37 protein-coding genes and 2 tRNA genes are annotated in these 25,685 nt (G+C 58.9%); 20 read left to right on the forward strand and 19 right to left on the reverse strand.

Features of this window, described 5'->3' with window-relative positions; genetic code table 11:
- Positions 1–27: 27 nt before the first annotated feature.
- The 10 genes from B9Z51_RS08775 to B9Z51_RS08820 all read right to left on the reverse strand — a co-directional run bounded on the left by B9Z51_RS08775 (position 28) and on the right by B9Z51_RS08820 (position 5,717).
- Positions 28–1,632 carry a terminase gene (locus B9Z51_RS08775; RefSeq protein ID WP_108373732.1) on the reverse strand — a complete coding sequence of 535 codons (1,605 nt, stop codon included), beginning with the start codon at positions 1,630–1,632 and terminating at the stop codon, positions 28–30.
- Complete coding sequence (locus B9Z51_RS08780; RefSeq protein ID WP_108373734.1) at positions 1,622–2,173, reverse strand: terminase small subunit; 552 nt, start codon at positions 2,171–2,173, stop codon at positions 1,622–1,624. The genes B9Z51_RS08775 and B9Z51_RS08780 overlap by 11 nt, the downstream gene beginning before the upstream one ends.
- Positions 2,170–2,622, reverse strand: a complete 453-nt coding sequence (locus B9Z51_RS08785) for a DUF1064 domain-containing protein (protein WP_233254887.1) — start codon at positions 2,620–2,622, stop codon at positions 2,170–2,172. The genes B9Z51_RS08780 and B9Z51_RS08785 overlap by 4 nt, the downstream gene beginning before the upstream one ends.
- Positions 2,619–2,840 (reverse strand): hypothetical protein, encoded by a 222-nt coding sequence (locus B9Z51_RS08790; RefSeq protein WP_108373736.1) that lies wholly within the window; start codon positions 2,838–2,840, stop codon positions 2,619–2,621. Before B9Z51_RS08790 ends, B9Z51_RS08785 begins: the two co-directional genes overlap by 4 nt.
- A gap of 31 nt (positions 2,841–2,871) precedes the next feature.
- Positions 2,872–3,153: a hypothetical protein gene (locus B9Z51_RS08795; RefSeq protein ID WP_108373738.1), complete on the reverse strand. Its 282-nt coding sequence runs from the start codon at positions 3,151–3,153 to the stop codon at positions 2,872–2,874.
- Between the two features lie 30 nt (positions 3,154–3,183).
- Positions 3,184–3,816, reverse strand: a complete 633-nt coding sequence (locus tag B9Z51_RS08800) for a replication protein P (RefSeq protein ID WP_146187732.1) — start codon at positions 3,814–3,816, stop codon at positions 3,184–3,186.
- On the reverse strand, positions 3,782–4,699 hold the full coding sequence (locus tag B9Z51_RS08805) for a YdaU family protein (protein WP_108373742.1): 918 nt from the start codon (positions 4,697–4,699) through the stop codon (positions 3,782–3,784). The genes B9Z51_RS08800 and B9Z51_RS08805 overlap by 35 nt, the downstream gene beginning before the upstream one ends.
- On the reverse strand, positions 4,696–5,025 hold the full coding sequence (locus tag B9Z51_RS08810) for a hypothetical protein (protein WP_108373744.1): 330 nt from the start codon (positions 5,023–5,025) through the stop codon (positions 4,696–4,698). Before B9Z51_RS08810 ends, B9Z51_RS08805 begins: the two co-directional genes overlap by 4 nt.
- A complete protein-coding gene (locus tag B9Z51_RS08815) occupies positions 5,022–5,282 on the reverse strand; it encodes a hypothetical protein (protein WP_108373746.1) in 261 nt (86 codons plus the stop codon). Before B9Z51_RS08815 ends, B9Z51_RS08810 begins: the two co-directional genes overlap by 4 nt.
- 168 nt (positions 5,283–5,450) lie before the next feature.
- Complete coding sequence (locus B9Z51_RS08820) at positions 5,451–5,717, reverse strand: helix-turn-helix transcriptional regulator (protein WP_108373748.1); 267 nt, start codon at positions 5,715–5,717, stop codon at positions 5,451–5,453.
- Positions 5,718–5,792: 75 nt separating this feature from the next.
- Here B9Z51_RS08820 and B9Z51_RS08825 point away from each other — a divergent pair, with 75 nt between their 5' ends.
- The 20 genes from B9Z51_RS08825 to B9Z51_RS08920 all read left to right on the forward strand — a co-directional run bounded on the left by B9Z51_RS08825 (position 5,793) and on the right by B9Z51_RS08920 (position 16,709).
- Entirely contained in the window at positions 5,793–6,245 is a 453-nt protein-coding gene (locus tag B9Z51_RS08825) for a helix-turn-helix domain-containing protein (protein ID WP_108373750.1), read from the forward strand.
- Positions 6,196–6,507, forward strand: a complete 312-nt coding sequence (locus B9Z51_RS18235) for a hypothetical protein (protein WP_146187733.1) — start codon at positions 6,196–6,198, stop codon at positions 6,505–6,507. The genes B9Z51_RS08825 and B9Z51_RS18235 overlap by 50 nt, the downstream gene beginning before the upstream one ends.
- A gap of 96 nt (positions 6,508–6,603) precedes the next feature.
- The gene (locus B9Z51_RS08835; protein ID WP_108373754.1) at positions 6,604–6,969 is read left to right on the forward strand and encodes a hypothetical protein; all 366 of its coding nucleotides are present in this window, start codon (positions 6,604–6,606) and stop codon (positions 6,967–6,969) included.
- Between the two features lie 228 nt (positions 6,970–7,197).
- Complete coding sequence (locus B9Z51_RS08840) at positions 7,198–7,539, forward strand: hypothetical protein (protein WP_108373756.1); 342 nt, start codon at positions 7,198–7,200, stop codon at positions 7,537–7,539.
- A 3-nt stretch (positions 7,540–7,542) separates the two neighbouring features.
- Positions 7,543–7,713: a hypothetical protein gene (locus B9Z51_RS18400; protein WP_158272855.1), complete on the forward strand. Its 171-nt coding sequence runs from the start codon at positions 7,543–7,545 to the stop codon at positions 7,711–7,713.
- A complete protein-coding gene (locus B9Z51_RS08845; RefSeq protein ID WP_108373758.1) occupies positions 7,710–8,843 on the forward strand; it encodes a hypothetical protein in 1,134 nt (377 codons plus the stop codon). Before B9Z51_RS18400 ends, B9Z51_RS08845 begins: the two co-directional genes overlap by 4 nt.
- 121 nt (positions 8,844–8,964) lie before the next feature.
- Positions 8,965–9,159, forward strand: a complete 195-nt coding sequence (locus tag B9Z51_RS08850; protein WP_108373760.1) for a hypothetical protein — start codon at positions 8,965–8,967, stop codon at positions 9,157–9,159.
- A gap of 247 nt (positions 9,160–9,406) precedes the next feature.
- On the forward strand, positions 9,407–9,637 hold the full coding sequence (locus B9Z51_RS08860; protein ID WP_108373764.1) for a hypothetical protein: 231 nt from the start codon (positions 9,407–9,409) through the stop codon (positions 9,635–9,637).
- The gene (locus B9Z51_RS08865) at positions 9,634–9,867 is read left to right on the forward strand and encodes a hypothetical protein (protein ID WP_146187734.1); all 234 of its coding nucleotides are present in this window, start codon (positions 9,634–9,636) and stop codon (positions 9,865–9,867) included. The genes B9Z51_RS08860 and B9Z51_RS08865 overlap by 4 nt, the downstream gene beginning before the upstream one ends.
- A 32-nt stretch (positions 9,868–9,899) precedes the next feature.
- Positions 9,900–10,739, forward strand: a complete 840-nt coding sequence (locus B9Z51_RS18535; RefSeq protein ID WP_199227489.1) for a hypothetical protein — start codon at positions 9,900–9,902, stop codon at positions 10,737–10,739.
- Positions 10,740–10,744: 5 nt separating this feature from the next.
- Positions 10,745–12,508, forward strand: a complete 1,764-nt coding sequence (locus tag B9Z51_RS08875; protein WP_108373768.1) for a YqaJ viral recombinase family protein — start codon at positions 10,745–10,747, stop codon at positions 12,506–12,508.
- A gap of 34 nt (positions 12,509–12,542) precedes the next feature.
- The gene (locus B9Z51_RS08880) at positions 12,543–12,857 is read left to right on the forward strand and encodes a KTSC domain-containing protein (RefSeq protein WP_108373770.1); all 315 of its coding nucleotides are present in this window, start codon (positions 12,543–12,545) and stop codon (positions 12,855–12,857) included.
- A gap of 106 nt (positions 12,858–12,963) precedes the next feature.
- Complete coding sequence (locus B9Z51_RS08885) at positions 12,964–13,329, forward strand: hypothetical protein (protein WP_108373772.1); 366 nt, start codon at positions 12,964–12,966, stop codon at positions 13,327–13,329.
- Positions 13,330–13,436: 107 nt separating this feature from the next.
- Positions 13,437–14,291: a DUF2303 family protein gene (locus tag B9Z51_RS08890; RefSeq protein ID WP_108373774.1), complete on the forward strand. Its 855-nt coding sequence runs from the start codon at positions 13,437–13,439 to the stop codon at positions 14,289–14,291.
- 2 nt (positions 14,292–14,293) lie between these two features.
- Complete coding sequence (locus tag B9Z51_RS08895) at positions 14,294–14,656, forward strand: hypothetical protein (protein WP_108373776.1); 363 nt, start codon at positions 14,294–14,296, stop codon at positions 14,654–14,656.
- Entirely contained in the window at positions 14,650–15,129 is a 480-nt protein-coding gene (locus tag B9Z51_RS08900) for a single-stranded DNA-binding protein (protein WP_108373778.1), read from the forward strand. The genes B9Z51_RS08895 and B9Z51_RS08900 overlap by 7 nt, the downstream gene beginning before the upstream one ends.
- 8 nt (positions 15,130–15,137) lie before the next feature.
- Positions 15,138–15,353, forward strand: coding sequence for an AlpA family transcriptional regulator (locus B9Z51_RS08905; RefSeq protein ID WP_108373780.1), 216 nt, complete (start codon positions 15,138–15,140; stop codon positions 15,351–15,353).
- A 134-nt stretch (positions 15,354–15,487) separates the two neighbouring features.
- Positions 15,488–15,712 carry a hypothetical protein gene (locus tag B9Z51_RS18240; protein ID WP_146187735.1) on the forward strand — a complete coding sequence of 75 codons (225 nt, stop codon included), beginning with the start codon at positions 15,488–15,490 and terminating at the stop codon, positions 15,710–15,712.
- On the forward strand, positions 15,709–16,392 hold the full coding sequence (locus B9Z51_RS08915) for a hypothetical protein (protein ID WP_199227490.1): 684 nt from the start codon (positions 15,709–15,711) through the stop codon (positions 16,390–16,392). Before B9Z51_RS18240 ends, B9Z51_RS08915 begins: the two co-directional genes overlap by 4 nt.
- Positions 16,389–16,709: a hypothetical protein gene (locus tag B9Z51_RS08920; RefSeq protein WP_108373786.1), complete on the forward strand. Its 321-nt coding sequence runs from the start codon at positions 16,389–16,391 to the stop codon at positions 16,707–16,709. Before B9Z51_RS08915 ends, B9Z51_RS08920 begins: the two co-directional genes overlap by 4 nt.
- Before the next feature lie 222 nt (positions 16,710–16,931).
- On the opposite strand, the gene B9Z51_RS08930 is transcribed toward B9Z51_RS08920, so the two are convergent.
- From B9Z51_RS08930 to uvrC, 9 genes are all read right to left on the reverse strand, one after another.
- Complete coding sequence (locus tag B9Z51_RS08930; protein ID WP_108373792.1) at positions 16,932–18,095, reverse strand: integrase arm-type DNA-binding domain-containing protein; 1,164 nt, start codon at positions 18,093–18,095, stop codon at positions 16,932–16,934.
- Between the two features lie 194 nt (positions 18,096–18,289).
- A tRNA-His gene (locus B9Z51_RS08935) sits at positions 18,290–18,365 on the reverse strand.
- Positions 18,366–18,392: 27 nt separating this feature from the next.
- Positions 18,393–20,324, reverse strand: a complete 1,932-nt coding sequence (locus B9Z51_RS08940) for a SurA N-terminal domain-containing protein (RefSeq protein WP_108373794.1) — start codon at positions 20,322–20,324, stop codon at positions 18,393–18,395.
- 61 nt (positions 20,325–20,385) lie between these two features.
- Positions 20,386–20,461, reverse strand: a tRNA-Val gene (locus B9Z51_RS08945).
- Positions 20,462–20,479: 18 nt separating this feature from the next.
- Positions 20,480–20,752, reverse strand: coding sequence for an HU family DNA-binding protein (locus B9Z51_RS08950; RefSeq protein ID WP_053175264.1), 273 nt, complete (start codon positions 20,750–20,752; stop codon positions 20,480–20,482).
- Positions 20,753–21,016: 264 nt separating this feature from the next.
- Positions 21,017–22,105, reverse strand: coding sequence for a tartrate dehydrogenase (locus B9Z51_RS08955; RefSeq protein ID WP_108373796.1), 1,089 nt, complete (start codon positions 22,103–22,105; stop codon positions 21,017–21,019).
- A gap of 85 nt (positions 22,106–22,190) precedes the next feature.
- A complete protein-coding gene (locus tag B9Z51_RS08960; protein ID WP_108373798.1) occupies positions 22,191–23,099 on the reverse strand; it encodes a DMT family transporter in 909 nt (302 codons plus the stop codon).
- Positions 23,096–23,665, reverse strand: coding sequence for a CDP-diacylglycerol--glycerol-3-phosphate 3-phosphatidyltransferase (pgsA, locus tag B9Z51_RS08965; protein WP_108374891.1), 570 nt, complete (start codon positions 23,663–23,665; stop codon positions 23,096–23,098). Before pgsA ends, B9Z51_RS08960 begins: the two co-directional genes overlap by 4 nt.
- 50 nt (positions 23,666–23,715) lie before the next feature.
- Positions 23,716–25,647 carry an excinuclease ABC subunit UvrC gene (gene uvrC / locus B9Z51_RS08970; protein ID WP_108373800.1) on the reverse strand — a complete coding sequence of 644 codons (1,932 nt, stop codon included), beginning with the start codon at positions 25,645–25,647 and terminating at the stop codon, positions 23,716–23,718.
- Positions 25,648–25,685: the final 38 nt, after the last annotated feature.

Below are 25,685 nucleotides of genomic sequence, written 5' to 3' on the forward strand. Positions count from 1 at the left end.
TCAACTGAGGGTGCCATGCTTGGCACGTCAAACAGCCATGCCGCTGCCGCGCCGCCTGAACCGCTGGCCCGATGGCCCGCCCATGGATGGCGTCGTGAACCCGTTGTGGAACTGGTTGCCGCCGTCCGCCTCCTGGCCAAACTGCCTGAAAGCGTCAGAGCCGTGGCTGGCATCGTCGTGCACAGGCGTGGTCTTGAAGCAGCCGTTGCGCTTGTCCCACTCCTTTTTGTAGGTGGCCAAGCGCTTGAGGCCCTGCCTGCAGGCCGTCTCGTCAAAGTAGCACGACCCGAACACGTTGCGCACCGACTGAATGCCCGCCGTGATGGACGGCGTGACAGGCACCACATGAAAGCGCTGGCCCGGCATCAAGCCTTCCATCATGTCCTGAATCGACCGGCTCGCCGCCTTGTTCTCGGCAATGCGCTTGTGTGCAGCTTCGTGCGGCAGGTAGTGGGTACCAAACACAAAGCCCAAGCCCTGCAGGTAGTTTGAAAAGTGGTCCAGGTCTTCGCCGCTCTCTTCGTAGTACCCAATGAACCGGTTTTCCATCCCGACCCGCTGGTGCAACCAGATGGATGTCATATCGCCCTTGCCGATGTCCCAGAACGTGTTGACGGGCGCCATGACCCTGGGGATTGTCGTGAGCACGCGCCCGCTCTTGCGCGCCAGAGAAAGCTGGTTCGTGTAATAGCAGCCCTGGGTGGACAGCTGGAAAGCCTCTTCGCGGTAGCTGGGGTACTCCTGCCACATCAGCGACTGATCACCTGAAAAGTCAGCCTCCATCGTGGCGCAGTACCAGGCCCGCTTTTCGGGCGCAATTTCCCGGCCGATGCGCGCCTCCACATCGTTGAAATACCGGTGCATCGTGTCCGTCACGATCACAGCGTCTGCGTCCAACTCGTACTCTGGCATTTCCCACCAGGCGAAGAAGTGGAACCGGTAATCCTTGGGCGTGAGCGCTGTGCCCTGCTCTTGCTGGGCAGCGGCGCGCTCCGTCATTTCGTAGAACGGCCCCTCCTGCCCCTCGGCCGTCGACTCAATCACCAAAATGCCCGACTTGGGCACGGACGGGATAGACCCGGTGATCACCTCCTTGGCCTTGTCCGGTGTCTTGGCACAAATCTTGCCGAACTCAGACACATGCAGGCGGTGCGTTGTGCCCCCGCGCATGGATGTGGCCACCCGGATCGTGGCGTTGTTGTGTGAAAACTCCAGCTCGCTCGCGTTCTCCGTCTTGAGCGGGAACATCTGGCGCAACACCTCGGGCAGGTTGTCGTAGGCGTAGCGAATCTTGCCCTTGAAAATCGACTCGGCTGTCTCGCGGTCCTGGGCAATGATGCCGCACCGAATAGGCGACTTGCTGAACAGCGCAGTGTCCAGCCACAGCAAGGCAATCAAGGTCGTGAAACCCATCTGCCTGGCCTTCAGGATGATGTTGCGATGGTGCAGCCGGGCAATCAGGCGGCGCTGCGCCCTGTTGGGCCTGAACGTCACCACCATGCCCTCGTCGTCGTCGCTGTCCTCGTCCTTGGTGATGATCTTGTACAGGTTCGACATGCGCCAAACCGGGTCTTTGATCTTCTCCAGCAGCTCAGCCGGGATCAGCTCAGCGGGGCTTTGCTCACTCGTCATCGTCACCGCCCTTGGCCACACCCTGCACATTGCCCGTCACCGCATCGGCCAGCGCCTTGAACGGGTCGGTCTTTTGCTTGTTGTCCAGCTCATACAGGCCCAGCACCTTCGCGGCCTTCTCCAGCGCAGAGTTTTTGTCCCAAAACTTGTACTCGATGCGCCCGAACTCGTCGATCTTGAAGCTGGCCACCGCCGCCCGTGTGGCAGGGTCCAGCTCATGGGGCAGCTTCACCTTGCCGTCATCGGTCATGATCCCGGCAATGTCGGACAGGGCCACGCGCTTGATTTCCTTGAGCACATCGCTGGCGATCAGCTCGGCCTTGTCAGCGGCCCCGGCCTGCAGCTCAGCGATGCGCTCCTTCACGGCGGGCATGGAAGCGGTGTGACTTCCCCGCTCGTTCACGCTTGATTGCTTGGTCCCCGTGGCCACCTTGTAGGCAGCGCGGTAAGCGTCCGAATAGCTCATGCCCGACACCACCGCCTGAGCAAATGCGTCTTGCTGGGGCGTCAGCTTGCCCTTTTTCCTGCCGTTGCTCTTCATGAACGAACCTCTTGCACTTCGATGCCGTGCACATGCAACATGAGTTTTCTCTTGAGGCGAAATTCAGGCGTCACCGCCCCCTTCACATCCTCCACGATCGTCTTGCCCGTGCGGGCGTCGATGTAGGTGAAGTCGGCCAGGTAGACCGTGGGCCGCTCCTTCTTGCCGCTTGGGCTCACCTGGGCAGGGATCAACTCAAACGGCACCTGAAGGCGCAGGTTGCGGATTTCCTTGGCCTTCTCCAGCATCACCAGATAGGCCCAACGCTTGTGCTCGGCCTTGGAGTCAAACGTGATGCCCTTGTCCACCACCTTCTGGTTTCCGTATTTCTGGGTTCGGCGCACCTTCTCGGCGGGCGCGTCCCGCATCGCGGCCAGTGATGGCCGGGCCGCTGACCTGGCGCGCAAGTCCAGCAAATCGGCTGTCGTCAGTCTCAAGGCCTTGCTCATGCCGCCCCCTCAAACAGGTCCAGCGTGGCCGAATCACGCACGGCCAACGACTTCACCGGGGCGCGGCCACCGGGCACGGGAAACACCTGGCCAGACTTGCGAAACGCCAGCGTCAGCAGGCCAGCACGGCGGGCACACGTCGGCCCCACCGGGTGAACCCCGATCATCACGGCGGGGCGCAGCGTCAGGCGCCCGCACAAAGCGCATCGGTTGTGCATCAAGGCAACACCCCAGCGGCCAGGCCAAAATCTACTTCGTCATCGCTGAGCGGCGTTTCTGCACGAGCAGGCGGGCGGACGCCTTCACGTCGTCCAGGCCAAATGCAGGGGCAAGGCGCTTGATGTTCCTGGCGATCAGGGACAGCATCGCCTCGGCCTGCGGGGATTGCGGCCGGGTTGTGGAAAGCAGCCTTGCGCAGCATTCTTGGCACGCCATCCGGTAAGTCCCAGACACGGGACGTTGTTGCGAGGATTCGCAGGCTGGGCACGCCGCAATCGGCGCAGCCTCGGGCTTGGCAGACAGCAAGGTCATGGCAGGATTTGGGTTTTCCATGAAATTTCGTCACGGCTTGACGCTTTCTGGCACGATTTCTGCCTTACCCGCCAGCTTCGCTTTCAGGTCGGCAATCAACTGGCGCACCTTCTGCGGGTCGGCAGAACCTTGACCAGGCGCAGGCAAAGCATCGCGGCGCGGCGGTGGTTCGGGCAGATTGGGCGTGGACATCTTCTCGGCCAAGATGCGGGACCATCGGGTCTTTGCGGCGCTCCAGGACGAATTGCGCAAGTCCCATGTCCCGAAGTCCACAGCAGCCCAATAAACGGCCTTGTGGCTCCACTTGTCGCGGCCATCGTCACGCAGGCGCATCTGCGTGCAAGCCTCGGTGAAAGCCGCCTCGGCATCGAGCTGGGGACTGCAAGCGCGGATGAACTCAGTGATGGACGGGGGCCAGTCGAACAGGCGTGCACAAGCGCGGATGCCAACGGCAATGTGCTGGGGCGTCAGCTGGGCGTCAACAAACGCATCAGCCCAAGCCTCGCGCCAGTTCACGATGGACGCCTCGCTCGGAAACGACGCCCGCCAGCGGTTCGGGTACATCCCGTCCAGCCGGTTGAAAAGGTGATCCATCGGGGACATCAAGCGCCCCCGGATGTGTCTGGCATCAAGCCAGGTGTTGCGCTGGCACGTCAATGACATGGCCTTGCTCCTTGTGCGATTGGTTCACGAAAGCCACCGGGTCAAACCGGTTCGGTCGGTAGGTGCCTGCTGGGTTGTTTGGGGTCTTGGCGTGGGCCTGGGCGTCCTGCAACTGCCCCTTCACGATGCCGATGGCATAGGCAAAGGTCTTGCCCTTCTCCACCGCCTGGCGTGCGGCATGCTCGAACATCGAAATCTCGGCCCCGCGCTCCAGCAGGCTGGCCAGATCAGGGTGTGACGGATTGACCGAAGGCATGCCAGCCGAGCGCATGGCATAGCAAACCGCCGTGGTCTTCGACACGGGCCTGGGCGGGTCGGGCGGATCGGCCTGACTCGCACCAACAATGGTTGAACTGTGTGTGTCTTTAATGTCTGGTGTCTGGTTACTGGTGTCTGGTGTCTGGTTAGCCGTGTTGTCACGCGTGACAGGTTGCGTGACAGGTGTAGACGAAATGCGTGACACCATCGCCTGGAGCTGCTCAGTCGGGGCGTCCCATGAGGCCGTAAATCCGTTCTGGCGCAACGTCTCAAACAGAAGTTTTCGGCGCTCGCGGGAACGGCGCTGGCGCTCCTTGTCGTTCTCACGCTTGGCCTGGGCGCCGGGCTGCTTATCCTGGTACCGGCTTATCTCGGCATCACAGCGCTTATGGCGCCAACCATCCGGGCACTGGGAAAAAAACTCCTCCAGCACAACCTTGACCGCATCGCGCTCGGGCTTGGTGATCGCCCGCGCCAAGCGGCAAACATCCTTGAGGTCGGCTGGCAAAGGCTTCTCGCGGGTGTAATAGGCGTCGATCAAGCGTCGGTATGCCCCGTCCTCGACCATGGACAAGTGTGCCGTGTCGCGCACGTAATCGCCCAGATGGTGCTCGTAGTAGTTCATGCAGGGGCCCTTTGCGGCGCTATCCGGTACCGCAAATAGCGCGGGTTGCGTGCATCGTCAGATGTGGACTCAACCAAGTGCAGCGAACGCAGATAGATGCAGGCCCAGGTCACGGCCTTGGACGAGCAGCCGGTGCGCTTGACGATTTCGCCGTGGGTGAACCAGTTCTTCGGGAACCCATCGAGAAACTGCAGCACCGTGTCAGCCGTGCAGCCTGGCCGGTACACGCCAGCAGGCCTGGGGTTGTAGCGCGGCACGGACAAATTCAGGCCCTGGCGCTGGCCAATGTGCACCAATTGGGTGGCGGTCCAAGTTGCACCGCTCATCGCGTCCCACTTTCCTCGGATGGACTTGAAGGCCCCGTCCGTGCGATCCTTCGCATCATGTTGAGTTCACCGAAAATCACCCGCTCCAAAATGCCCCGGGCAAACTCTGCCTTGCTGACGCCCTGGATGACAGCCAAGCCAATCAAGGCCTCGTTGAGTACGTCCGACACCGGCACATCAAGCCGCGCCGTCAACTTACCGTCAGGGCTCGTCTTGCCCGACCGACTCAAGGCCGTGTCATCGTTGAAATCTGTCATGGGAGTGACCTAAAAATGAATGAAATGTTTTGGTGGCAGGCCGCCGCCGTGTTCTGGGGTGCCCTGTGCCTATTCCGACATGGGGCGCGCAGCAAAGCCATCGACATGAACGCCAAACGCTGGTTTGAAATCGCGCAAGCAGCGTTCATCGTCGTGGCCGTGTTCGCGCTAATCACGGAAGGTCGCGGTTGCAGGTCGTCCGACACGGCGGATCACCCCGCCTGCCTTGAGTCGTCGTGCTGATTTGTCGTAGCGCTCAAACCAGCCAAAGATGCGCTCGGCAGTGGCCAGCGTGGGCGAGCAACCGCCCGTATGAATGCGGCTGATCGTGGCCTGGCTCACGCCAGTTTCACGCGCAATGGTGTTGTGTAGGCCGTCCACCTCAGAAAGGCGGCGGCGCAAAGTAGTGGTGAGGGATTCGGGTTTGTTCGTCATAGCACAGCAATATTATTCGTATCCGGTTATTTTAGCAACTCACATACGGTTAACCGTTTATGAAACGATCCGGTCATGGAAAATTTAAGAGAAAAGCTTGCCCGTCGGGTGCGCGAACTCATGCACACGTCAATGATCGACACGCAGATCAAGGTGTCCCAAAAAAGCCACACCAGTCAGGCCACGGTGCAGCGCTTGCTGTCGCGTGAACAATCGTCGACCGTCGATGTTGTCGAAAAAATAGCACACGCCTTCGGCATCAAGAACGCCGCCTACATGCTGCTGGAAGACGACGAAATGAAGCTGCTGTCGGTCTGGAACACGCTCTCAGAAACTGACAAATTGAACATCTTGGGATTCATAAATGTGCAAAAAAGCATAAAAGGTGATACAAAAGAAGCAGATCAATTCAACATGGTCTCAATTGCCAGCCTGGGAACAGCAAAACAGGGGTTGGCTGAGGGGACCTTCAGCACTGATGAAACGCGACCTGCCGAATCAAAAAAAAACAGCCGCCGTAAAGCTTGATAAAAGCGCCGAAACGGATAAAAACAATAAGCAGATCGCAGACTGGCACCATTGCCGTGCCCACGAAGTAGCCGACATCGCCATGGTCAACGTCTCCGTCACAGCAGACGGGCACATCAGGACCACCGCGCTGGCCATAGACCGCAGCCACGCCCCCGCCATCCTCCAAGAACTTGAAAGCCTGACCCTGCGCCTGCGAACATTCATCAGCAGTGGCGGCCGCCCCCCCTCCCAAGCCCTGCGCCTTGTGTCGTCTAAATGACCTGGGCAAGTGACGTTTCTGGCGTCCTATTTTTTTCCTCCCAAATTATTCGTATACGAATATAATTGATCGTCAAATCAACAAAAGGAACTGAACATGGGACGTCCGATCATCATCATTGCTGGCCAAGAAGTCACCGGCATACAAGCCGAAGTAGCCTTCATGCAATGGGCCTTGGCCCTCGAGCAAGAGCACAACCAAGCACTGATCACCGCCTGCAAAGGCAACCGGTGCGGGCTTGCCGTTTGCGAAGTCTTTCAAAAGGCCGTCTTCGGCAAAAACATCGCATTCATGGGCCTTCTGGGGCAGGCTGGCATCACCGTCATCGCCACAGATTACAGCCCCGGCCTTGGCTATGGCTACCTCACCAAGTTGGGGTTTTTTGGGGGCTACGACACCGAGGCCGAGGCCCTGAACATGGGCATGCTCGCACAACAACGCATCCAGGAAGCCGCCGCATGAACACCCTGAAATTTTTCACGTTCGTCAATAACCGTATACGGTTAATTGAAATTACAACCTACACCATCGGCCTGCTCATCGTGGCCATGGATGTCTTGATCTGGAGGCCCTGATGTACACCGACCAAAAAACTCATCTGCTCAAAACCCTGTGGGCGCTCTACCTGATCGCCTGGTTGACCGACCGCCACGACATCGCCGGTGCCGTCAAGCGCGACATGGAGGCCGCATGAGCTGCATGAACACCCACATGATGAACGCCCACCAGCGGGCCTATGACATGGCCGATGCAAGAGCGGAAGCTGATGAAGAGCGCCAGTCAGAGCGCGCAGACAGCTACCGCCAAGCATTTGCAGAACTGGTGATGACCCGCAACGTGGACGCTGAGACGGGCATGAAATACATGCCCAAGCTGATCGACGTCGTGGCTGAAGCCGGTTGCGAAGACGAAAGCGTCTTGCGCGCCATGCTGCAAGGCCTGCTGCACTGCGTTGCCAAGGGGCAAGCTGAGGCCATCACAGCCATGGAAAAAGTCGGCGACTTTTTTGTAACCAAACGCCTGGAGGACTGACCTATGACCAAGATTGACTACGGCTGCGCCATCGAACGCCCAGCGCGTGGCGTGCACGTCACGCCCACCATGAAGCGTCGTTTACGCATGACCTGCTACGTGCTTGCATATGCCGTCACCGTGCTGATGGTGTGCTCGCTTGTCATCGCAATCTTGAATGGATCGAAGCCATGAGCACACAAATTGAAGCCCTGAAGCTTGCGCTGGAGGCGTTGACGATTGCGCGTGGACAACTTAAATCATGGGGGCTTGGCGATGAAGCCATCACAGCCATCAAAGAAGCCTTGGCACAGCCAGAGCAGGAGCCTGTGGCGGAGTTGTTAAAACAAAGCCGCGCAAATTTTGAGCGCAACTTTGGAAAAGGCGGACAGGGTTGGGCTGACTGGATTTATGGTGATATTGCCGAACTACTCAGCGAACACACATTCCCGCAGCCAGCACAGGATGGTGCCCTCACAAGTGAGGGTACCAAAGCACCCGTGCAGCAGGAGTCCGTGTCATTTCTTGCAAATGGAACACGCTTCAAGATGTCGTTCTTTGATTGTGCGGCACCAGAAGGCGACGAACACGGGGAAACCGATGTGGGTACTTATGTGACCTGCTTTGAGGCTTTTGCAAAAGAGCTGGATGGCCGGTGGGTCGCCCTTGTTGCAGCCGAAGATGATTGCCACTTGAAACTCACATCCCCGCAGCCAACACAGCAAGAGCCGGTGGCAGACCGTGCGTTTCTTGGCCGAGTATTGGCTGCAATGGAAGGCGTGGTCGATGTGGCAGATCGAAAGACAGTCGAGTTTGACGCGCTTCGCTCGTGCATCGTTGATTTGACTTTGATGTTGCACTCCCCGCAGCCAGCACCCGCGCCGGGTTACTGCCCGCACTGCAAGCAGTACAGCATTGCAGAACCATTGCCAAGCCTGCCATTTGGCGTTGGGGGTGGGCTCGTCGCAATCAAGACGCTGCTTGGCCGCGACCCGTGCGCCCATGCACAAACGGCGATTGAAATGATTGATGCCATCCTTGCGGGTCTGCCAGAGCAGCCCACGCCGCTGACACCCGTGGATGGCGACTTACTCCCGCCTGTCGGGGCAAAGGTGCTGATTCACCTCGCCAGTCTTGATAAATGGGTCACTCACACTGTTGTCGGCTACTACGTGTGGGGCGCATTTGACTCAGACCAACTGCATCGGGTTTTCGTCCGAGTGCGTGACTCAGACGGCTTTCTCAACGCCCGCAGGCTGGGCGATGTGCGGCTCTACGACGAAGCCGCCAACGGCATCAAGGACCACCCAAACCACCAAAACTGATGTATCAGTTGCACAACAACTGAAAAAAAATTTCCTTCAATTATTCGTATATGGTTTACGCATTATTCATATACGGTTATCATTGAGGCGTAGTCAGGAAACATCAAAGGAGTCAGGAACCATGGAAACAGTCATTCATGTGCAAGTTAAAAGCGTGTACGGCAACACGCTCATTTACCCCATCAACCAAGCCGCCCAGCTGATCGCCAACATCGCGGGAACAAAGACACTCAGCCGCGCCAACCTGGCAACGGCCCAACAACTGGGCTTCCAAATTCAGGAAGTCCCGGCTATTCAACTGGCGGGGGTTCTGTGATGTGGGGCGCACGCAGCAACAAGGGCGCAGCCCTCACCCGCAAAGCCAACAAGGCCCTCAAGGGCCGGGTTGAATCAGCAACGGTCAAGTGCTCTGGCTACGGCGCAAGCGGCGAGGTGTACGCCAATGAGATTGAACCGCTCATGTCGGCTCGTCAAATACTGGTCGAGGCGGGCATCCCATGCAGCCCCATCCAGACATTCAAAATGCTTGAGCCATGCTTTTACATTGGCGAGGGGGTGGAGGTATGAGCACACAACACACACCGGGGCCATGGGTGGCCAAACAGAGCGGTGAAGTTACCGACAGTGATGGACATGAAATAGCGCACGTCTTCATGTTCAAGAATCTTGCACTTGTTGCCGAAGCGCCTGAGCTGTTGAAGGCACTGCAAAACCTGCTGACCTTCCCTCTGGGAACATTCCAGGTACAAGCCGCCAAAGCGGTCATCGCCAAAGTAACGGGAGAGCAAACATGACCCTCATTCAACGTCAAACCCGGATCGTGCGCGCACTGGAGAACGTGTACCGCCGCCGCTGGCAAAACCCTGGGCAACGGTCCAGGGCTGTGCGCCTGCTGGCGGAATTCAACGCCAAACGCATGACCTTCGCGGGCTACGCGGCCGACGAGGCCCGCGCCAGCTTCGTGCAGTGCGTGGACATGGCCGTGCTCAACATCAACTCAGGGCCTTTGTTCGCCCACAAATAACCGTATACGAATTTTTTCAACAGGAGCCAAACGTGAACAACGAACCCTCTTCCCTCTCCGTGCGACCCGCAAGCCAGGTCGACCTGAGCCCTCAAACCTTTGAGCAGGCACTGACCTTCTCAAACTACCTGGCCGACTCGGACCTGGTGCCCAAAGACTTCAAAGGCAAGCCCGGCAACTGCCTGATCGCCATGCAGTGGGGCGCAGAACTTGGCCTCAAACCCTTGCAGGCCTTGTCCAACATCGCGGTCATCAACGGGCGCGCTGCCTTGTGGGGCGATGCCGTCATCGCCTTGGTGCGCAGCAATCCCCTGTGCGAATTCGTGCAGGAATCCGACGATGGCCACACGGCAACCTGCAAGGTCAAGCGCCGGGGCGAAGCGCAACATGTCTCGACTTTCAGCATGGACGATGCCCAAACCGCTGGCCTCAAGGGCAAGCCTGGCCCATGGACGCAGTACCCCAAGCGCATGCGCCAAATGCGCGCCCGTGCCTTTGCCCTGCGCGACGTTTTCCCAGACATTCTGCGCGGCATGCCGGTGGCCGAAGAGGTGTTCGACACCCCGGAAAACGTCATCGACCCATCGACCGGCGAAATCAACCCGGCACAAACACCAGCGCGCCAAGAACTGCAGGCCTACCCCGAAGCCGACTTCAACGCCAACTTGGCCAGTTGGCGCAAGGTCGTGGAGTCCGGCCGCAAGACGCCCGCCGACCTGATCGCCATGGTCAGCACAAAGGGCGTGTTGTCCGATGCGCAGAAGACGGCCATCCAAAACCTCGCCCCCATCGAGGCGCAAACCACCACCGCCAACCCGGCCGCGAATGCCGAACAAGGTGACGTTGACCAATTCGTGAAAGACATGGAGTAACCCACATGAAAACCATTGACCTGATCCAGGGCACGCCCGAATGGCACGTCCACCGCGCCACCCACTTCAACGCCAGCGATGCCCCCGCCATGATGGGGTGCGGCCTGAAATCGCGCACCGAACTCCTGGCCGAGTTGCACACCGCCATCAAGCCCGAAGTCAGCCAATACGTGCAAGAGCGCGTGTTTGATCCCGGCCACCGCTTTGAGGCCCTGGCCCGCCCCCTGGCCGAAAAGATCATCGGCCAAGAGCTTTATGCCGTGACCGGCGTCAACGGCCAATACAGCGCCAGCTTCGACGGCCTGACGATGTTTGAGGACGTGGGCTTTGAGCACAAACGCCTCAACGACGACTTGCGCGCCGTCTTCAACGACATGGAAACCCTGCCGCCCAAATACCGCGACACACAATCTGGCGCCTTGCTGGGCCTGATGTACCAGGTGCAAATGGAACACCAAGCCATGGTGTCGGGCTGCAACTGCATCCTGTTCATGGCCAGCGAGTGGGACGACAAAAACCAGCTGATCGAAGAACGCCACTGCTGGTACTACCCCAACCCAGAACTGCGCGCCAAGATCGTCGCGGGCTGGGCCCAGCTGGCCGAAGACCTCAAGGCCTACTCGCCCGCCCCCGTGGCCGAGCCAGCGCCCACCGGCAAGGCCCCCGAAACCCTGCCCGCCCTGCGCATCGAAGTGACTGGCGCTGTCACGGCATCCAACCTGGCCGCATTCAAGCAAACCGCGCTCACCGCCATCCGCGCCGTCAACCGCGAGCTGAAGACCGACCAGGACTTTGCAGACGCTGACGCCAGTGTGAAATGGTGCACCGATGTGGAAAGCCGCCTGGCCGCAGCCAAAGAACACGCCTTGAGCCAAACGGCCAGCATCGACGCTCTGTTCAAAGCCATCGACGACATCAGCGCCGAAGCGCGCAAAGTGCGCCTTGACCTGGAAAAACTGGTCAAGGCTCGCAAAGACCAAATCCGCACTGACATCGTGAACGAGGCCATCGCCAAGCACCGCGACCACATCTGCACCCTGAACGATCGCATGGGCGCAGCCCTCATGCCGCAAGTGCCCGGCGACTATGCGGGCGTCATCAAGGGCAAACGCTCCATCACCAGCATCCGCGATGCCGTGGACACAGAACTCGCCCGGGTCAAGATCGCGGCCAACGAAATCGCCGACCGCATCACGCTGAACCTGCGCGCCATCCAGGCCGCAGAGCACGCGCACCTGTTCCCCGACCTTGCAGGCCTGACGCTCAAGAACCCCGACGACCTGGCTGCCGTGATCGCCCAGCGCGTGGGCAAGTACAAGCAAGACCAGGAAGACGCCCGCCGCCGTGAGCAGCAGCTGGAAGACGAGCGCAAGGAACGCGAGGAAAAGGCGCGCCAGGCGGCAGCGCAAGCCTCGGCAGTGGTCATTGAGCCGGAAAGCACGATGGCACAAGAGCTCGCAACGCCGGTTCAACGTGGGACCGGTGGCACTTTGCGCGGCTACCTTGGCGTAGTTGACAGTGCGGTCCACATCGTTGATCAAGGCAAGCGCATCGCGCTGGACAACGGCGAACGCATCAAGCTGGGCGACGTCAATGCCCGCATCGCGCCCTTGAGCATCACAGCCGATGGCCTGGCCCAGTTGGGTTTTGTGCACGTCGCCACTGACAAGTCCGCCAAGCTTTACCGCGAGTGCGACATCCCCGCCATTTGCGATGCCCTGATCAAGGTGATCGCCAACGCCAAATACCCGGCCGCAGTTGCAGCCTGACCGATTCCCCCTCAACCACCGAAAGGAAACCACCGTGAACGACGAAAACACCCGGGCCCCAGAAGGCCAAACCCCGGCGCGCCCCGATATCGCCCTCTTCCCCGTCGAGTCCAACCAGGTCAAGGCCATCGGCTACGACTCGGCCACCGAAACCCTGGCCATGCAATTCAAGCACGGCGCGGGCGCGATCTACCACTACCCCGGCGTGACCAAGGAGCTGCACGAAGCCCTTATGGCCGCTGAATCCATCGGCAAGTTCTTCGGCAAGCACATCAAGCCCCTGCCGTTCACCAAGTACGCGCCGGAGCCAGTGGCCGAAACCGCGCAGCAGGCCGAAGAGGCAGCGTAACGAATTGGCCGAAAGCGGATGCTGGTCTCTCGGGGTCGTGAGCAACGCCAACCCGACCAGACGCAGCGAATAGGCCATCGTTTTTTAAGCATCACCAGGAATCACCATGCACGAAACCACCAACCGCCCCACCACCGCCCCGACTGACGTGTCTGAATTCGTCACCGACCTCGACGGCGGTCAATTTGAACTGCTCATGTCGCAAGCCCTGAGCGAATCCGCCGCCGCCACTGTGGACTTTGGCCGCATGTCCGAAGTCACCGTGAAATTCAAGATCGAGCAGATCATGGGCACCCACCAAGTGCGCATCCAGCACGACACCAAATTCACGCGCCCCACATCCATGGGCAAAAAGAGCGAAGAAACCAGCGGCGCCACCGTCCTGCACGTTGGCAAATACGGCCGCTTGACGCTGGCCCAGCCCAGCCTCCTGGACAAGGAAAACCGCCAGCAGTCCCTGCCCAACACCTGACCAATTACGGGCCCAAAGCAGATGCCGTCAGTAAAGCCGTTTGGGGATGTTGAAAAACGGTGCAGCGAGTAGGCCCACCAATTCACCTCAACCACTTAGGAAAAACCATGTTCGACCAAGAAGCAATCCAATACCTCCAAGAGGGTGCGTCCATCAGCCAAGCCAGCAATGCGGTATCGCACGCATTTGAATCTCAAAAAGTCGTCGCCCTGCCCGAGAATTTCAAGACGCACGACCTGGAGCAGTACCTGCCCACGCGCCGCCGTGCCCGTGGCACCATGACCACCGAATCGGTCAACGACTTTGCCAAGTATTTCCAAGACCATGTGGAGCAAGGCACCGTGTTCGTGGACAAGGACGCCATGAAAGCCGTGGGCATCCTCAACCTGGGCGACCCAGACAATGGCCCCGGCCACGCCGACAACAAGGCTGTGCTGTCCCTTAAATCGCTCGCGGCCTATGACGCCTTGCGCAAAGTCGCCAACGGCCAAGCCCAAACACAAGCCACCATTGCTGAATGGATGGAAGACTGGCAAGACCTGATCAAGTGCTTTCACGAAGGCGGCGAGATTGACGAAGGCATCAGCCGGGGCATCACCACGGCCAAATGCATCGCGGCCGTGCGCGCCATCACCATCGAAGCCGCCCGCAAGGTAGAAAGCGAAGAAGGCCAGTTGAGCGCCAGCCGCAGTGCATTTGAATCGGTCAAAGCCAGCAGCAAGCACACCCTGCCAACTCACATCTATTTCAAGACCGTGCCCTATGTCGGCCTGGCCGAACGCGTTTTCGTCTTGCGCCTGGGCATCCTGACCGGTGGCGACAAAACCAGCATCGTGCTGCGCCCCGTCAAGATGGAAGAGCACCAGCAGGAAATGGCCGAAGAATTTGCGGGCATCGTGGCCAAGTCGCTGGAAATGACCGGCTACCCCGTCCTCATTGGCTCGTACGCCAAAGGGGCATAAGCATGGTCGACCAAGCCATCAACATGGGCGGGCCAGCGTTTCCGGTTGACCGCCAAACGGCCCACGGAATTGCAATCCACGAAGTGGGCAGTGCAGACGAAGCCGCCTACATCGACGCCGTTGCCAAACTTAGCCACGGCATGACCAAGCGCGAATACGCCGCCATCATGCTCAAAGTGGCTGACAGCGGCAACGATTTGCTTGACGCCATGATCCGCACGGCTCAGCGCAATGAGCTGGCGGCCAAGGCGATGCAAGCCCTGTTGCATCACGGGCGGGCTGATGGCTTGGTCTCCCAGATCGAACTGGCCCAAACTTCTTTCGATATAGCGAACGAGGTCCTGAAAGCGGGGGTGTCATGCTGAACCGCGCCCAAATCATCGGCCGACTCGGCAAAGACCCGGAGGTTCGATTCACACCCTCCGGGGATGCGGTCTGCAACTTCTCAATCGCCACCAGCGAGAAGTGGAAGGACAAGCAGACCAACGAAGTCAAGGAAGAAACCACCTGGCACCGGATCACCGCATTCGGTCGGCAGGCCGAGATTGTGGGCGAGTACTTGAAACGAGGCTCGCTGGTGTTCATCGAAGGCAAGATGACCCAGCGCAAGTACCAGGACAAGGACGGTTCTGAAAAAGTCTCCCACGAAATACGCATGCAGGACATGAAGATGCTGGGCAGCCGCGAAGGCGGCGAACAGCGCCAGGCAGCGCCAGCATCGGCAGCATCGGCAGCCGGGCTACAGCGTGATCAGCAGTACCAGCGCAACCAACGCCCAACAGCAGCAAAGCCAGCACCGTCAGGCTTTGACGACATGGACGACGACATTCCGTTCTGAGGACACAAATGCAACCCGTCAAAACAACCACCGAAGAAACGCCCGTCTATCCGAAGGAAATGATGGAGTTGCTGGGCGTCACCCGCACGTTCAGCATGAACCGCCTGATCAAGGCGGGCCGGGTGCCCGCTCCAGACGTGAAGATCAGCCAGCGCGTGCGCTACTGGCACCGCTCCACGCTTCGCAACCAGGGCTTGTTGCCGCAGCAAGGCGGTGCAGCGTGAACCCCTTTGAGCAGTTGTCGAAGGCACTGGCGCGCAAGCAGACCACCAAATCATTTTGGCAATCAGACTTAGGGCCCAAGTCTCAAAGCCGTACAGGGGCCATTCGAGACTTGCTTAAAAGCACGGCACGGCCCATGACCGCAGCCGAAATCGCCTATGACGTCGACCTGCCCAGTCATACCCAAAACCTAGTCTGGCTGCTGCTCAAGTACGACATCAAAAAAGGCCGGGTGCTGTTTTCTGATGGCATGTATGCATGGAACGCTGAATTCGATTCGGCAGAGAAAACCGCAATTCGTGCGGCCATCAAGCTGCTCAAAAAGAACGGCTACACAGTGACTGAAGGCGGTGCAGCGTGAAAGAACGTCCAATTTTGTTCAGTGGCCCGATGGTCCGGGCGCTCCTTTGCGGCACGAAGACGGAGACGCGGCGGGTGGTGAAGCCGCAGCCTTATATCGACCCCCATGGCAACTTTTGCTGGAACGGGTGGAACTACGGTCAGGACTTCAGCGGCCCGCACATTCAGGCAATCGCTTCGCCGCTACCGAGCAGCCGCACCGGCCGTGTGCTTTGCCCCTACGGCAAGCCCGGCGACCGGCTTTGGGTGCGGGAGACGTTTGCAGACCTTCGCGGCACAGGGATTGAGCACAGGCCCGACCCATCAGGCCCACTCAAGCGCTTCGCGTTTGCAGCGGATCACCCACCGGGCTCAAATGGAGACGAAGCCCGCAAAGAATTTGGCGTGAAGTGGAAGCCCAGCATTCACATGCCCCGTGCTGCCAGCCGAATTACGCTGGAAATCACCGGGGTGCGCGTGGAGCGGCTGATCGACATCAGCGAAGCAGACGCAAAGGCGGAGGGCGTAACTCGAACTCCGTACCCTGACCACTTTCTCGGACCAGGCCTCACGCCTCAAGAAAGCCATGTCCACCGCAATCTGTTTGCTGGCTTGTGGAAATCCATCAATGGCGCAGATTCATGGGCTGCAAACCCGTGGGTTTGGGTGGTCGAGTTCAAACGACTGGAGCAACCAGCATGACCACCAACCGAGAACAACACGAACTCGCGGCCCGCGCCGCTGGCCTGCTCTTGCTTTGGAAAACGGGTAGCTGCAAGGGTGGGGAATTTGAAGCCGCTTTTGTCGGTGATCAGCCGTGGCGTCCAAAAGAAGACGATGGGGATGCGTTTCGGCTGTCAGTGATGCTGCACATGGATTTCACTCTTTCCGGGAGGCATGCGGCAGTTGCGCAAGCGGGTTGCAGTCTGGCGCAAGAATTCTGCAATGGCGACACTTACGCCGCCGCCCGCCTGGCCATCTTCCGGGTAGCCGTCGAAATTGGAAAGGCAATGCCATGACAACAGAAAGCATTGAGACACGCGCCGTGGCCGCTCTGGCAATGATGCAGCGCATCGGGGAGGGTATGCCAGACATGCACCCAATGCGGCATCAAGTGAGGGCACTCAAGAGAGAGGCCTACAACGCACTGGACGAAGCATTCAGACGCGCACACCAACTGGCCTATCTTGCAGCCGACACCGTGGGGGACTACGACAAGGCTGTGAAAGAAATAAGCGTCGTCACCCCGGCATCAACCAGTCCGCAAACGCCTGCAACATAGCCCGGCGCTCAGGCAAAAACTCAGCGCGGTTGTAGGCCCCGCGCACCTTGTCGGCAGGCACATGCGCCAACTGGCGTTCAATTGCATCTGGGCTGAATCCGCGCTCATTCGCCCAGGTGCTGCCGACCGATCGCATGCCGTGCCCGGTCATCTTTCCCTTGTAGCCCATCCGGTGGATCAGATAGAGCACCGAATTTTCAGACATCGGCCGATCATCGCGCCGATCATTCGGGAAAACATACTCCCCTCCCCGGCTTCTCTCGCGCAGCGTTTCAATGATCGCCATCGCCTGGCGAGATAGCGGCACGATGTGATCGCGACGCAACTTCATGTTGGCGGCAGGAATGCGCCAGACATCGCCCTCAATCTCTGCCCACTTCATCTTTCTCAGCTCACCCGTTCGGGTCCAGGTCAAGGCCAAGAGCCTGCACGCCAACACAGATTGCAACTCGGCCTCCACGTCCAGGCGCTGCATGAAAGCGGGCACCTCCGTGATTTCCAGTGACGCATACGACTGCGTGGGTGTCTTGCCAAAAGCCTTTTCTGGGCGGATCAGCTTGCATGGGTTGATTTCACAGTATTCGTGTTCCGTGGCCCACTCAAAAACCTCAGATAGCCACATGCGCGCCTTGCGCACAAAGTCATGCAGGCCTTTGGCATCCATCGGCTTGAGCGCGTCCAACACATCGGTGCGCGTCAGCTCGCGCATCATGCGCTTGCCAAGGATTGGCTCAATGTGCCTTGCAAGACAGTTGACAGCCTTGGTCCTGTAACCCTCGGTCACATCCTGGCGTGCCCCCCAATAGGTCGCGCAGGCATCCGTCAATGTGATGTTTTTTTGCAACGACTGCAACTGTTCTGGCGTTTTGAGCGGTTCACCCATGGCCAGCTTGTGACGCAGCTGGTCACGCAGCACCCGCGCATCGGCCAAGCCGACAGCGGGGTAAGCGCCAAAACTGGCCGTCTGCTGTTTGCCGTCCATTCGGTAAGCCATGCGCCACAGCTTGGCGCCAGCGGGCGTGACATGCAGGTACATCCCCCCACCGTCAGCGTGCTTGGTGACTTTCTCAGCGGGCTTGATCGCCTTGACCTTGTGGTCTGTCAGCTTGTTGGTAGCGGCCATTGTTGGTATCGGATCGTTGGTATGTGGGCAGTACCAACAAAAATGCCATCAACTTGACGTGCACAAAAGTGTTTTTGTGTGCAACTCAGATTGAGTCGTTTGCAGGGTATCGCCCGTAACCCCTTGATTTTGTATCCGAAAATGGAAAAACCCCGCCGAATTGTGCAACTCGGAGGGGTTTATTTTGGGTGTTTTGGGGTGGCTGATGGGGCTCGAACCCACGACAACAGGAATCACAATCCTGGACTCTACCAACTGAGCTACAGCCACCGTAGAGGTGAAATTATAGCCTGAACTTCACTGCTTTTTCGCAGATGCGTCGATTTTTGCAACAGGTTTTTCAACCAAAATTTGGGCTTTGAATTGTGACTTGAGCTGAGTCAAATACGCCTGTGCTTCGGCCTGTCCCCACAACTGCGTGAATTGTTGGCGACTTTGCTCTTGTTGCTGTGGGCTGGGCGCATCGCGAGGTACCACTTTATTGACCCGGGCCAAGGCATAACCTTGCGATCCCAGATCCACCCCGACCAAAGTTGGCATGCGCGCAGGATCAGCGCGCAGTACAGCGTCTACCAGCGCAGCAGGCTGGCCGGCAATCTGCTCGCGAGACACGACCACTGCTGCCCCCACTTGAGCCTGGGCAGCCTGGTCTTTCCATTGCGCCAAACGGGCCTGACCTTCTGTCTTGGCCAACTCGGCCGATTTGTCCAGAACAAACAAGTTGCGCACTTCATCCTTGACTTCGGCGTAGGGCCGAATGGCTGCGGGGCGGTAATTCAATATGCGCGCCGACACCAGCGTATTGGCAGCCACTTCGACGGCGGCTGTGTTGCGGTGCTTGGTCACTGAATCTTCGGCAAACAAGGCTTGCAACAATTTGGGGTTCGCCAACACACCGGGTGCGCCTGCCGCTGGGGTGCGGGTCAAGCCTTGGGCCTGCTGAACGGTCAACTTCATGCGATCAGCAATCGGTTTGAGGCTGTCTGCTTGCTCATAAACGCTATTGCTGAAGGTTTCAGCCAGCTCGGCAAACTGGCGCTGCGCCTGCTGCTTGCGCAGATCGGCTTCGAGTTGGGGACGCATCGTCTCAAAGCTGGGGGCTTTGGCGGCCTTGATGTCTGTCAGCTGAATGATGTGAAAGCCAAAGTCAGACTCCACCACGTCACTGATCGCGCCTTTTTCGAGTGCGAAGGCCGCATCTTCAAAAGGTTTGACCATGGCGCCACGAGCGAAGAAATCCAGATCACCACCTTTGCTGGAGGAGCCTGGGTCTTGAGAGTTCTTGCGTGCCAACTCGGCAAAGCTTTTGGGATTTTTGCGCAGCGCTGCCAGCAGATCGTCGGCCTTGGCGCGTGCTTTTTGCCGATCAGCTGCAGGTGCATCTTTTGCTGCATTGATCAAGATGTGGCTGGCGCGGCGTTGCTCCTGACCTGCCAAGCGTTGAAGGTTTTGCTCGTAATACGTTTTGATGTCCTGTTCAGCCAGGGTGATGCTTTTTTGCAAAGCAGCGCTATCGAGCACAAGGTATTCCACATCAGCCGACTCTGCAGAGCGGAACCGTTCAGCCTGGGCTTGGTAAAACTTTTCCAGATCCTGATCGCTGACTTGCACTTTGGAGGCAAAGTCAGCGGGCAGCCAGCGTTGCACCTGAACTTCACGGCGTTGCAAATAAGCCTGCAAGGCCATATCTGTTTGGCTTTGCGACGCAATCACAGAAGCTTGCAAGCCTGAAATCACTTGCTGGTTGGACAAATCGCGGCGAACTCTGGCTTCAAGCATTTCTGGCGTCATGCCCTGACTGGCGGCCAGTTGGCGATAACGCTCCATGTCCAGCTTGCCGTCGGCACCGCGCAAACTGGCGATCGAAGGTTCTTGCTGCAGATAGCGCGCCAAGCGCTGATCGCTGGTCACCAGCAACTGCTTTTCTGATGCCACTGAAATCAGTCGATCATTGACCAAGCGCTCCAGCGTGGCATAACGTGCCTCTGCGGAATCAAGCAGCTTGGCGTCCAGATTGGGCATTGATGCGCGAATGCGCTCGACCTCACGCTGGTGTGCGGCATCCCACTCAGCTTGGGTGATTTTTTGACCATCCACTCGGGCCACCACCGCGCCCTTGTCCTCAAACCGGCTGTAGCTGTCGATGCCGAACAGCACGAAAGAAGGAATCACCAGCAAGAACAACAACCCCATCAGGATTTTGGAGTGGTTGCGGATGGAATCAAACATGATCGAAGTCTCGGGTTAACAAGAAAAAAGGCGAACAACTTGTTCGCCTTTACTTTTGTGGTGGTGGGCGCTGACGGTCTCGAACCGCCGACCTACTCCGTGTAAAGGAGCCGCTCTACCAACTGAGCTAAGCGCCCCACCTGAAAAAAGTTTAATCAGTTCAAAGCATCCTTGAGGCCTTTGCCTGGACGGAACTTTGGAACCTTAGCTGACTTGATTTTAATCGCTGCGCCAGTGCGTGGATTGCGGCCTGTACGGGCAGCACGCTTACCAACCGCGAAAGTGCCAAAACCCACCAAAGAAACGGTGCCACCTTTTTTCAGGGTCGTCCGCACAGCACCGATGGTCGCTTCCAAAGCGCGGCCAGCAGCAGCTTTGGACAGGTCAGCGTGTTTCGCAATGTGTTCGATCAGTTCAGTTTTGTTCACAAGAAACCTTTGAATAAGTGAAACGCCGGTCAAACCGGCGTTGAGTCTGAAATTGGATTCAGCAGCACATGGTCTGGAATCGGTTGTCTCCGGCAGTCATGCCTGATCCCATTAAAGCCAGCCATCTCAAGACTGTCAATCGGGAATCACGAGTAAAAACCGCGTTGCGGCACGGATTCTAGCCGCGAAAATGCAGGCTACGCATTCCAATCCGGGTTTTTTCTACGCTCTTTGGTTTGACAATCACGCACCGTTTCCAGGCCATTAACCCAATGCTTGGGCAATGGCCTTGCCGACATCCGACGTTTGAGCATTTCCACCCAGATCTGGTGTACGTGGCGCACCGCTTCCGGGTGCCAGCACCTTTTCGATGGCTGCCAGCACGGCATCGTGTGCCGCTTTGTGGCCCAAAAACTCCAGCATCATGGCGCCACACCAAATCTGCCCAATCGGATTGGCAATGCCTTTGCCTGCAATATCTGGCGCCGAACCATGCACCGGCTCGAACAGCGAGGGGAACAAACGGTCCGGGTTGAGGTTGGCGCTGGGCGCGATGCCGATGGTGCCTGTGCATGCAGGCCCCAGATCACTCAGAATGTCGCCAAACAGATTGCTGGCCACCACCACATCAAAAAAGTCAGGACGCTGCACAAAGTGCGCCGTCAGGATGTCGATGTGGAACTTGTCCACGTTGATGCCCGGATAAGACTTGGCCATCTCGGCCACGCGCTCGTCCCAATACGGCATGGTGATCGCAATGCCGTTGGATTTGGTGGCGCTGGTCAGGTGCTTTTTGGGGCGAGTCTGCGCCAATTCAAATGCAAACTTCAGCACGCGGTCCACGCCGATGCGGGTCATGATGGATTCCTGCATCACGATTTCGCGCTCGGTGCCGGGGAACATGCGTCCACCGACGCTGGAGTATTCACCCTCGGTGTTTTCTCGCACGATGTACATGTCGATCTCGCCAGGCTCACGGCGACTGCCGTCCTTGCGCACCACGGGGGCGATGATGCCGGGCATCAGCCGTGCGGGGCGCAGGTTGATGTACTGGTCAAACTCGCGGCGAAACAACAGCAAAGAGCCCCACAGCGACACATGGTCCGCAATTTTTTCGGGCCAGCCCACCGCACCAAAATAAATAGCGTCGTGACCACCGATCTGATCTTTCCAGTCGTCGGGCAACATCTTGCCGTGCTTCTCGCAATAGTCCCAGCTTGAAAAGTCGAAGTGGTCAAATTGCAAATCGATACCGAACTTGCGGGCGGCTGCGTCCATTACGCGCAGGCCCTCGGGCATGACTTCCTTGCCAATGCCGTCACCGGCGATCACTGCAATGCGGTGCTTGGTCATGGGGAATCCTTGTTGTTCAAATGTTGAAAACCCGGCTCAGCCCGGGTCATGGCGGTAGCTTACCGGCAAATATGCCAGCAGGCGTTTACGAACGCGACGGCCGCACCACCAGGCTCACGCCCAACGCGGTCAAGGCCGTGCCGACCAATGTGGCTGCGGTAATGGTTTCACCAAACAGCAGCCAGGCGATGATGGCAGTCGTCGGTGGCACCATGTACATCATGCTGGTGACAGACGCAGCAGCACCGCGCTGAATGAGGATGTACAGCAACGAACTGCCGCCCAGCGTGAGCCCGAGCACCGACCAGGCCATAGCACCCACCAGCTGCGGGTTCCACTGCATGCTTTCGGGCTCCAGCCAGGCCAGCGGCAGAGTCACCACGGCGGCTGCCAGCAACTGCACCGTGTTGGCCGAGCGCACATCGCAAGGCTGCACAAACCGTTTTTGGTAGAGCGTGCCCACCGTGATGCTGAACAAGGCACCGATGGCAAAAGCCATGTTCACTGGCGTCACATGGTCCAGCGGCGAGCCCATGGTCAGCTTGCGCCAGACCACCATGAGCAGGCCCGCAAAGCCCAAGAGCAAGCCACCCCACTGGCGCGGCGTCACGCCAGGCTGGCCCGAGCCACGCAGGCTCCAAGACAACCAAATGGCCGTGAGCACCGGCTGGATGCCCACGATCAGCGCCGACAGGCCTGAACCCATGCCCGACTTGACGGCCGCCCACACGCCGCCCAGATAACCCGCATGCATCAGGATGCCCGTGACAGACAGGTGCAGCCACTGCGCCCGGTCACGCGGCCAAGCCACGCGGGCCAGCAAAATCCAGGGCAAGAAACACAGAATCGAGCAGATGTAGCGCACCAGCAAAAAGCTGAATGGCGGCGCGTAAGGCATGCCATAACGGGCGACGATGAAGCCGGTGCTCCAGATCAGCACAAACACCACCGGCATGGCCCTAACCCAGGCCGTTGTTTCTTGCGAATCGCTCATTTGACCCGTGCACGAATTTCAGGCAAAGCCTTTTGCATGTAATAAACCATGGACCAAATGGTCAGCACAGCGGCAATCAGGATCAGCACAGCCCCCCAATCGCGGGTGTCGATCACTCCGAACAGCATGCCGTCATACAACAAGAAAGGAATGGCGACCATCTGCACCGTGGTCTTGAGCTTGCCCACCATGTGCACAGCCACGCTCTTGCTGGCACCAATCTGGGCCATCCACTCGCGCAACGACGAAATCGCGATCTCGCGGCCAATGATGATCAGCGCCACCAGCACATGCACCCGGTGCATGTGCACCAGCACCAGCAGTGCGGCACACACCAGAAACTTGTCGGCCACCGGGTCCAAAAAGGCGCCGAAGGCCGATGCCTGGTTGAGCTTGCGAGCCAAATAACCATCGAGCCAGTCGGTGATGGCGAACACCACAAACATTGATGTAGCAATCAGGTTTTGCGAAACCATGGGCAAGCCAGGCCAGTAATACACCCCGACGATCAGCGGAATCGCGACAATGCGCGTCCAGGTCATGAGGGTTGGAATCGTGAAAAACATGACCGCCATTGTGGCACGCCTGAGCGTCATTTCTTTGACAGTGCCTCAGCTCAATGCAACGCCTGATAGATGGTCTCTGCCAACTCTCGCGAAATGCCTTCCACGCCAGCCAGATCCTCGACACTGGCACTCTCCACCCCACGAACCCCGCCAAACCGCTGCAACAGGCGGGCCCGTTTGCGCGGCCCGATGCCCGGGATTTCCTCAATCTTGCTCCCCCCCATGCGCACCTTGGCACGCTGCGCCCGCATGCCGGTGATGGCAAAACGGTGCGCCTCGTCACGGATTTGAGCTACCAGCATCAGCGCGGCGGAATCTTTGCCCAAATAAACTTTCTCGCGGCCATCGGCAAACACCAGCTCCTCCAAGCCCACCTTGCGACCCTCGCCTTTTTCAACGCCCACAATGCGCGACAAGTCCAGCCCCAGCTGGGTGAACACCTCACGCGCCATGGACACCTGCCCCTTGCCACCGTCGATCAGCACGATGTCGGGCAGGCGCGCCGTGCCCTCAGCGCTGCGCAAAGCCTCGGCCAGCTTGCTGTAGCGGCGCATCAGCACCTGGTGCATGGCCGCGTAATCGTCGCCCGGCGTGATGCCCTCGATGTTGTAGCGGCGGTATTCGCTGCTTTGCATCTTGTGCTGGCGAAACACCACACACGAGGCCTGCGTGTTCTCACCTGCTGTGTGCGAGATGTCAAAACACTCCACATGCAAAGCGTCCAGATCGTCTGGCGCCAGGTCCAGCGCCTCGGCCAGCGCCCGCGTGCGGGCCTGCTGTGAACCCTCTTCGGCCAGCAAACGGGCCAGCTGGATGTCGGCGTTTTTCTCGCTCATCTCCAGCCACACGCGGCGCTGTTCACGCGGGTTGTGCACCGCCGAAACCTTGTAACCGGCTTGCTGCGACAAGGCATCGACCAAAGCCTTGTCCACCGCCACGCTGGTGATCAGCGCTGCGGGCACCGGGATGCCGATGTAGTGCTGCGCCATGAACGCTTCCAGCACCTGCACCTCCACCGGGATTGGCGGTTGGCCGTCCTCTTCCACGGCCTGCAAAGCATGGGCGTCCTCCACATGCGCCGGGAAATACGCCCGATCCCCCAAATGCCGCCCACCGCGCACCATAGCCAGGTTCACACAAGCGCGTCCGCCCAGCACCCGCACCGCCAAAATATCCACGTCAGTGTCGGTGCCCGTGTCCACCGCCTGTTGGTGCAGCACCCGCGACAACGCCGACATCTGGTTGCGCACCTCGGCGGCCAGCTCAAACTCCAGCCGCTCGGCGTGCGCCATCATGCGCGCTTCCATTTCTTGCAGCAGCGCCTGCGTCTCGCCCCGCAAAAACCGCTCGGCATGCTTCACATCGTCGGCATAGGCCTGCGGGCTGATGAGATTCACACACGGGCCTGAGCAACGCTTGATCTGGTACAGCAGGCACGGCCGAGTGCGGTTGGCAAACACCGTGTCCTCACAAGTGCGCAGGCGAAACACCTTTTGCAGCAGCTGAATCGTTTCCTTGACCGCCCACGCACTGGGAAAGGGCCCGAAGTACCGGTGCTTTTTCTCGACCGAGCCCCGGTAATACGCCACTCGGGGAAAGGTTTGCGGCTCGGGTGCACCGTCCACCGCCTTCAAATACAGCGTGCCATTGCCCGTGAGCTTGAGGTAAGGGTAAGTCTTGTCATCCCGAAACAGGATGTTGAAACGCGGGCTCAGCGTCTTGATCAGGTTGTTTTCGAGCAGCAGCGCCTCGGCCTCGGAGCGCACCACCGTGGTCTCCATCCGAGCGATTTTGCTGACCATGTGGCCAATGCGCGTGCCGCCGTGATCCTTCTGAAAATAGCTCGACACCCGCTTTTTGAGCTGCTTGGCCTTGCCCACATACAGCACGTTGCCCTGCGCATCAAAGTAGCGATAAACCCCAGGCAAAGCCGGGAGCGCCGCCACCTGGGCCAGCAAAGATTCGTCGTGTGCCGCTGTCATGGCGCGTATTGTCGCGGCAAAACAATGTCCCTTGTCGA

The sequence above is a fragment of the Limnohabitans sp. T6-5 genome (genome assembly GCF_003063315.1).
In the GTDB taxonomy this organism is placed as follows: Bacteria; Pseudomonadota; Gammaproteobacteria; order Burkholderiales; family Burkholderiaceae_C; genus Limnohabitans_A.